This window comes from Candidatus Methylomirabilota bacterium (assembly GCA_035315345.1).
Classification (GTDB): domain Bacteria; phylum Methylomirabilota; class Methylomirabilia; order Rokubacteriales; family CSP1-6; genus CAMLFJ01.
In genome coordinates this window covers 1-7,252 of record DATFYA010000160.1, presented here as the reverse complement: position 1 = coordinate 7,252, position 7,252 = coordinate 1, and the positions used below count along the sequence as shown (strand labels likewise).

Annotated in this window: 8 protein-coding genes; all 8 read right to left on the bottom strand. The window is 67.3% G+C overall.

Features of this window, described 5'->3' with window-relative positions; genetic code table 11:
- On the bottom strand, nt 1-365 hold a 365-nt coding region (locus tag VKN16_20535; protein HME96593.1), incomplete at its 3' end, for a hypothetical protein.
- Nucleotides 366-372: 7 nt separating this feature from the next.
- The gene (urtA, locus tag VKN16_20530) at nt 373-1,671 is read right to left on the bottom strand and encodes an urea ABC transporter substrate-binding protein (GenBank protein ID HME96592.1); all 1,299 of its coding nucleotides are present in this window, start codon (nt 1,669-1,671) and stop codon (nt 373-375) included.
- Between the two features lie 247 nt (nt 1,672-1,918).
- The gene (locus VKN16_20525) at nt 1,919-2,521 is read right to left on the bottom strand and encodes an ANTAR domain-containing protein (protein ID HME96591.1); all 603 of its coding nucleotides are present in this window, start codon (nt 2,519-2,521) and stop codon (nt 1,919-1,921) included.
- Between the two features lie 197 nt (nt 2,522-2,718).
- Entirely contained in the window at nt 2,719-4,143 is a 1,425-nt protein-coding gene (glnA, locus tag VKN16_20520) for a type I glutamate--ammonia ligase (protein ID HME96590.1), read from the bottom strand.
- Nucleotides 4,144-4,255: 112 nt separating this feature from the next.
- Complete coding sequence (locus VKN16_20515; protein HME96589.1) at nt 4,256-5,737, bottom strand: ammonium transporter; 1,482 nt, start codon at nt 5,735-5,737, stop codon at nt 4,256-4,258.
- Complete coding sequence (locus tag VKN16_20510; GenBank protein ID HME96588.1) at nt 5,737-6,075, bottom strand: P-II family nitrogen regulator; 339 nt, start codon at nt 6,073-6,075, stop codon at nt 5,737-5,739. Before VKN16_20510 ends, VKN16_20515 begins: the two co-directional genes overlap by 1 nt.
- Before the next feature lie 164 nt (nt 6,076-6,239).
- Nucleotides 6,240-6,653: a response regulator gene (locus VKN16_20505; protein ID HME96587.1), complete on the bottom strand. Its 414-nt coding sequence runs from the start codon at nt 6,651-6,653 to the stop codon at nt 6,240-6,242.
- A gap of 143 nt (nt 6,654-6,796) precedes the next feature.
- Nucleotides 6,797-7,252, bottom strand: a 456-nt coding sequence (locus VKN16_20500; protein ID HME96586.1) for a helix-turn-helix domain-containing protein, incomplete at its 5' end; no start/stop codon positions are given.

The following is a 7,252-nucleotide window of genomic DNA, read 5'->3' as shown; positions in this document are numbered from 1 at the left end:
ATGATGGGCTCCCGTCCGTAGGCGCGAAAGAGCGGAACCAGCGTCCGGTCACCCTCCGTGATCTTGTCGCCCACGATGAGGGTCTCCTTCTTGCCCTCCGGCAGCGCGCGCACGTAGACACTGCCTTCTCGGAGGGCCTGCAGCAGCGGCAGGATCTTGCGGTCGCCGGTCTTGCCGAGGGCGACCGCGGCCTCCTGCTGCACGGTCGCGTCGGGGGAGGCCACGTCGGCGATGTGCCTGGCCACGTCCGCCGAGGGACCGGCCGACGCGGCGGCGCCGGCCGGCGATGCCCCCGCGCCCTGCGCCGCGGCCGGGGTGGTGAGCCCCGGCAGCAGCGCGAGCGCGAGGAGAAGCGACTTCCACACGATGCGCTCAGGCCTTCTTCTGGTAGGTGCCCTGGTGCTTGATCCAGTCGCAGCCCTTGTCCGGGCTGGTGTACTGGCTCCACGGCTCGGCCTTCACGAGGCCCCTGGACCGCGAGACGACCTTGAACTGGCCGTCCTTCAGGATCTCGCCGATGAGCACCGGCTTGTAGGTGTGCTGGTTGGCCTCGTCCATCTTGATCTGCCCGCCGGGGGCCAGGAACGTCTGGCCGTAGACCGCCTTGCGGACGGCGTCGACCTCGAACGACTTGGCCTTCTCGGCCGCCTGCTTCCAGATGTGGACGCCGAAGTAGGCCGCCTCCATCGGGTCGTCGGTGACGCGCTTGTCGCCGCCGGGCAGGTTGTGCTTCTTGGCGAAGGCCTTGAAGGTCTGCACGAACTTCTTGTTCTGCGGGGTGTCGACCGACTGGTAGTAGTTCCACGCCGCGAGGTGACCGACCAGCGCGGCGGTGTCCATGCCGCGCAGCTCGTCCTCGGCCACGCTGAACGCCATGATCGGGCACTGCTCGGAGCGCAGGCCCTGGTTGGCGAACTCCTTGTAGAAGGGCACGTTGCTGTCCCCGTTGATCGTCGAGAGCACCGCCGCGTTGCCGCCCGAGGAGAAGCGCTTGATCTTGCCGACGATCGTCTGGTAGTCCTGATGGTTGAACGGCGTGTACTCCTCCGCGATGGAATCCTCCGGAACGCCCTTGGCCCGGAGGAACGCGCGCAGGATCTTGTTGGCGGTGCGCGGGAACACGTAGTCGGTGCCGAGCAGGTAGAACTTCTTGTACCCGCCCCCCTCCTTCGCCATCAGGTACTCGGCGGCGGGGATCAGCTGCTGGTTGGGCGTGGCTCCGGTGTAGAAGACGTTCTTCGAGCACTCCTCGCCCTCGTACTGAACCGGGTAGAAGAGCAGGCCGTTGTTGTTCTCGAAGACGGGCAGGACCGACTTGCGGCTGACCGACGTCCAGCAGCCGAAGACCGCCGCCACCTTGTCCTGGAGCAGGAGCTGCTTGGCCTTCTCCGCGAACAGGTCCCAGTTCGAGGCGGGGTCCACCACCACCGGCTCGATCTTCTTGCCCATCACGCCACCCTTGGCGTTGATCTCTTCCACCGCCATCATCACCACATCGCGAAGCGATACTTCGCTGATGGCCATGGTGCCGGACAGCGAGTGCAGCACGCCGACCTTGACGCTTCCGCCACCCTGCGCCCTGAGGACGGCCGGGAAGCTCAGGCCCGCCGCCGCCCCGATGCCCCCCGCGCCTGCGGTCTTGAGAAAGTCCCTGCGGGAAACTGCCGCCATACGGGTCTCCTTTCGCTCCGATCGGTGAATTGGTCGGACCCGTCGTTGGGTCACAGTCGTGGACTCTCCCGGCGCGTGCTCGCCGACCCCGCTGTCTGGGTGCGCCGGTCGGTCGAGGAGCAAGGTGCGTGCCCCGTCGCCCTTTCTGGAATTTCAATCGCTTGTCGTCGTTCGGCGGCGCCGGAAACCAAAAGAACTGCCTACTCGGTAGGCAGTCCCGGTGGTGTGCCCGAGAAATCGGCAGCGATCAGGGCTTGGCTGGCCTCGAATGCCCGACTTCCTCGGTCAGCAGCAGCGCCTGCGCCACGTCGGCCATCGGCCGGCGGGTGTCCATCGACGTTTTCTGGATCCGGCGGAACGCCTCGGGCTCGCTCAGGCCCAGGCGCCGCATGAGGATGCCCTTGGCTCGCTCGACCAGCTTGCGCGACTCGAGCTTGCGCCGGAGCGTCTCGTTCTCCCGCCGCATCGTCTCGATGTCGCGGAAGCGGTGGATCGCGACGTCGAGGGCGGGCCCCAGCTCCTCGGCCCGCACCGGCTTCGCGAGGAAGCCCAGCACGCCGGCGTCCACCGCCCGCGCGACCACCGGCGCGTCGGTCTGACCGATGACGAGCACAACCGGGCAGGCGGCCACCGTCATGACCTCACGGGCGGCCTGGACGCCGTCGCCGTCGGGCAGGCCGACGGCGAGCACCACGACGTCGGGTCGATGCTTGTCCACCAGCCGCAGGACATCCTCCGCCCGGCTGCCGTTGCCTACCACCTGCCCGCCCTGGGCGGTGACGGCCTCGGCCACCGCGGCTCGCGACGCCGCGTGATCGTCGACGATGAGCACTCGCCAGTGTGGCTTCATGCCGTGACGGAGGAGCAAGCGGGGTGCCACCGTGGCGACCGATGAAAATCGGGAGGTTGAGCCAAGGCGAAGGGACGTGGGTTGCTCAGGCGGCACTCAGGCGCCTAACGCCTGAGCAACATCGGCGGAAGCGCGGCACCCCCGACCCGGCGCCGGAGCGCCGAGCCGGGAGTCGGAGAGGACTTCCCCGCGAAGGCCTAGATGTCGTAGTACAGGGCAAACTCGTAGGGGTGCGGCCGCAGCCGGACCGGATCCACCTCGTTCTTCCGCTTGTACTCGATCCAGGTCTCGATCAGATCGGGCGTGAACACGTCGCCCTTCAGCAGGAAGTCGTGGTTCTTCTCCAGGTTGTCGAGGACGATGTCGAGCGCGCCCGGCAGCTGCTTGATCTTCTTCTGCTCGGCGGGCGGCAGCTCGTAGAGATCCTTGTCGATCGGCTTGCCCGGATCGATCTTGTTGGCCACCCCGTCGAGTCCGGCCATGACGCAGGCCGCGAAGGACAGGTACGGGTTGCAGGTGGGATCGGGCGTGCGGAACTCGATCCGCTTGGCGCCCTCCGACTTCGAGTACATCGGGATGCGGATGGCCGCCGAGCGGTTGCGCTGGCTGTACACGAGGTTGATCGGCGCCTCGTAGCCCGGCACCAGCCGCTTGTAGCTGTTGGTGGAGGGCGCGATGAAGGCGAGCAGCGCGGGCGCGTGCTTCAGGATGCCACCGATGTAGTGGAGGCAGGTCTTGGAGATGTCCGCGTACCCGCCCCGCTCGTAGAAGAGGTTCTTGCCGTTCTTCCAGATGGACTGGTGCGTGTGCATGCCGGAGCCGTTGTCCTGGAAGAGCGGCTTGGGCATGAAGGTGGCGGTCTTGCCCCACTTCTTCGCGGTGTTCTTCGCACAGTACTTGTACCAGCACACCTTGTCCGCCATCTTGGTCAGCGTGTCGAAGCGCATGTCGATCTCGGTCTGCCCGCCGGTGGCCACCTCGTGGTGGTGCACCTCGACGCGCACGCCGACCGACTCCAGCGCCAGCACCATGTCCGACCGAATGTCCTGGAACTTGTCCATCGGCGGCACCGGGAAGTAGCCCTGCTTGTAACGGGGCTTGTAGCCCAGGTTCGGCCGGTCCGCGGTGCCCTCGAGGCCCGTGTTCCAGGCGCCCGCCTCGGAGTCGATGAAGTAGTAGCCCGAGTTGTAGTTCTGATCGAAGCGGATCGAGTCGAAGAAGAAGAACTCGAGCTCGGGGCCGATATAGATCGTGTCCCCGACCCCGCTCTTCTTGACGTACGCTTCCGCCTTCTGGGCGACATACCGAGGGTCGCGGGTGTAGGCCTTGCCGCTGATCGGATCCTTCACGTTACAGATCAGGACCAGGGTGGGGACCGCGGTGAACGGATCCATCTGCGCGGACGCCGGGTCGGGGATCAGCAGCATGTCCGACTCGTCGATCGTCTGAAATCCGCGGATCGACGAGCCGTCGAAGCCGAGACCGTCCTCGAAGATTCCTTCGCTCAGCTCTGAAACCGGAATCGAGAAGTGCTGCCACAGACCGGGGAGATCGATGAAGCGCAGGTCCACGATCTTGACGCCCTTCTCCTTCGCCATCTTCAGCACTTCCTTCGGGGTCATCCGTCTGCCTCCTTGTCGGTGGGAAGGTTCGAGGGCCGACGGAGACCTCGCGGGCCCCGCCGGCCCCCACGATATGTGGTTTGTTCCGAGCCCGTCAAGCCGGCGCCGTCTTCTAGTGACTCGGCCGCGCCTTGGCTTCCGCCGGTTTCATGCTCTCGAAGGCGCCGTGGCCGCTGCCGCCCATCGAGTACTCGCCGTACGCCGCGGAGCCGCCGAGCGCGTAGGCCGTTTCCGAGTGCTGCGAGAGGTCGAGACCGGCCATCTCGTCCTCGGCGGTGACGCGCAGCCCCATGGTCGCGTCCAGCACCTTCAGGATGACCGTGGTCATCACGAACCCGAGCACCCACGTCACCAGCACCGCGACGACCTGCACACCGAGCTGCTTGGGGTTGCCGTACAGCAGCCCGTCGCCGCCCGCGTCGTTCACGAGCTTGGTGGCGAAGATGCCGGTGGCCAGCGCGCCCCACGTCCCGCCGACCCCGTGGACCCCGACCACGTCGAGCGAGTCGTCGTAACCCAGCTTCGACTTCAGGTTGCAGGCGTTGTAGCAGATGAAGCCGGCCACCGCGCCGATCACGATGGCGGCCATCGGGGTGACGAAGCCCGCCGCGGGCGTGATGGCGACCAGGCCAGCGACCGCCCCGGAGGCCGCCCCCAGGACGGTGGGCTTTCCGCGCGACGCCCACTCGGTGAACATCCACCCGAGCGCGGCGGCTGCGGTCGCGGTGTTGGTGGTCATGAAGGCATGCGCGGCGAGGCCGTTGGCGGCCAGCGCGCTGCCCGCGTTGAACCCGAACCAGCCGAACCAGAGCAGGCTCGCGCCCATCACCGTGAAGGGCAGGTTGTGCGGCGGCATCGGCTGATGGCCGTATCCCCTCCGGCGACCGATGATCAGGGCCGCGGCCAGCGCCGAGATGCCCGAGGAGATGTGCACCACGGTGCCCCCGGCGAAGTCGAGAGCGCCCAGGTTGCGCAGCCAGCCGCCCACGCCCCACACCCAGTGGGCGAGCGGGTCGTAGACCAGGGTCGCCCACGCGAGGATGAAGACGATGAACGTCGAGAACTTCTTCCGCTCCGCGAAGGCGCCGGTGATGAGCGCCGGTGTGATGACGGCGAACATCATCTGGAAGAGCATGAAGGCTTGATGCGGAATCGTCGCCGCGTAGTCGGGGTTGGGAGCCTGGCCCACTCCGTTCAGGCCGACCCACTCGAGCCCGCCGATGATGCCGCCCTTGTCGGGGCCGAACGCCAGGCTGTACCCCCAGAGCACCCATTGCACCGAGATCAGGGCGAGGATGATGAAGCTCTGCATCAGCGTACCCAGCGCGTTCTTCTGCCGCACCATGCCGCCGTAGAAGAGCGCCAGGCCGGGGGCGGTCATCAGGAGGACCAGGGCCGAGGAGATCAGCACCCAGGCGGTATCGCCGCTGTCGATCTTCGGCGCGGGCGCGGGGCCGGTTGCCGGCGCAGGGGCCGTCGGCGCCGGGGCGGATGTCTGAGCCAGCGCCGGGCCGAGCAGGGCGAGCATCACGGCCACCGCCACGAACAGGATCACCAGCATCGCGTTCCTCACCGCGTGTCCTCGGGCCGTCATCAAAGCGCGCTCTCGTCCCGCTCGCCGGTCCGGATCCGGACCGCCGTGTCCACCGGCTGCACGAAGATCTTGCCGTCGCCGATGTTGCCGGTCTTCGCCGCTGCGGCCAGGACGCCGGCCACCTTGTCCACCAGGTTGTCCGGGACGACCACCTCGACCTTGATCTTCGGGAGGAAGTCGACCGTGTACTCGCCGCCGCGGTACAGCTCGGTGTGGCCCTTCTGTCGGCCGAACCCTCGGACCTCGGAGACCGTCATGCCGATGACCCCGATGCCGGTCAGGGCTTCCTTGACGTCGTCGAGCTTGAACGGCTTGATGATCGCCTCGATCTTTTTCATTGGAACCTCCCGGGCCTGCTCTGCACTGCCCATGCCGCTAGCGGGCACGACGGGAGCGTTGAAAAATCAGGCGATTGACGAAAACGCCCCTCGAGGACCGAGGGGCCGATGTGACCATTAATTAGGCAGGACCGAAGGCAGTGCCTGCCGGCTGAGCAGCGAGGTCAGTCGCGCCAGACCCCGTCTTCGGCCGCAACGGCCGCACGCGCCGGGACCGCCGCCGCGACGGTCGCCGCCGGCGTCGCCGCACGGAGGGCGGCCCAGAGCTCCTTGAGGTCCGGCGTCTTGGCGGCGAGGTGAACTCCCGGAATGTGCGGGCGCTCAGCCTCGGTGAAGGCACCCGAGCAGACGATGACACTGGGGCGAGGGCTCAGTCGGCTCAGGCGACGAAGGAAGTCCATACCGTCCATCCGGGGCATCTTTAGGTCCAGCACGATCACATCGGGCCTTACCGCACCGAGCACCGACAGCGCCTGATACCCGTCGGTCGCCTCGAACAGGTCGAACTTGCTCTCCAGCGCCATGCGATACAGATTGCGCCAGGCGGGGTCGTCGTCTACGAGGAGTATCCGGGGCATGAAGGCCACCTCCGGCACTGCCCGGAGGCAAGTCCACTGCCAGGATTCGAGCCGCGTGCTTTCAGGCTCTTAGAGGTCGCCCCTTGAGGAATTGCGGCGGGGGCCTGACGGCCGGGGCGAACAGCGTGTCTTCGGGGGAACGTTCAGGCGCGGCGCTGCGGAATGCCGTGCCGGCGCATCTTCGAGTACAGCGTGGGACGCCGCAGGCCCAGCACCTGCGCGGCGGCCTGCTTGTTCCAACCGGTCGACTCGAGCGCACGCACGATCGAGACGCGCTCGATCTCCTCCAGCGAGCCCGGCGGGGGCGCGGATCCACCCGGGGACGGGTCGGCCTGAAGTGGCTCGGGCAGGTCGCTGAGCGCGATCTCCTTCCCCCGGGCCACCAGCACCGCGCGCTCGATGGCGTGCTCCAGCTCTCGGATGTTACCGGGCCACGAATAGGAGAGCAGCCGGCGGTAGGCCTCGGGGTCGATACCCTCCACCTCCCGGCTGTGCTTGATGCGGAACCGCTCGAGGAAGGACTTGGCCAGCAGGGGGATGTCGCCCGAGCGCTCGCGGAGAGAGGGCAGCGCGACGGTCACCGTGTTGATCCGGAAGTA

Excerpts from the sequence above, each read along its gene's own strand:
- VKN16_20510 (HME96588.1), bottom strand. The coding sequence starts at position 6,075 with ATGAAAAAGATCGAGGCGATCATCAAGCCGTTCAAGCTCGACGACGTC.
- glnA (HME96590.1), bottom strand. The coding sequence starts at position 4,143 with ATGACCCCGAAGGAAGTGCTGAAGATGGCGAAGGAGAAGGGCGTCAAG.
- VKN16_20505 (HME96587.1), bottom strand. The coding sequence starts at position 6,653 with ATGCCCCGGATACTCCTCGTAGACGACGACCCCGCCTGGCGCAATCTG.
- VKN16_20515 (HME96589.1), bottom strand. The coding sequence starts at position 5,737 with ATGACGGCCCGAGGACACGCGGTGAGGAACGCGATGCTGGTGATCCTG.
- VKN16_20525 (HME96591.1), bottom strand. The coding sequence starts at position 2,521 with ATGAAGCCACACTGGCGAGTGCTCATCGTCGACGATCACGCGGCGTCG.
- urtA (HME96592.1), bottom strand. The coding sequence starts at position 1,671 with ATGGCGGCAGTTTCCCGCAGGGACTTTCTCAAGACCGCAGGCGCGGGG.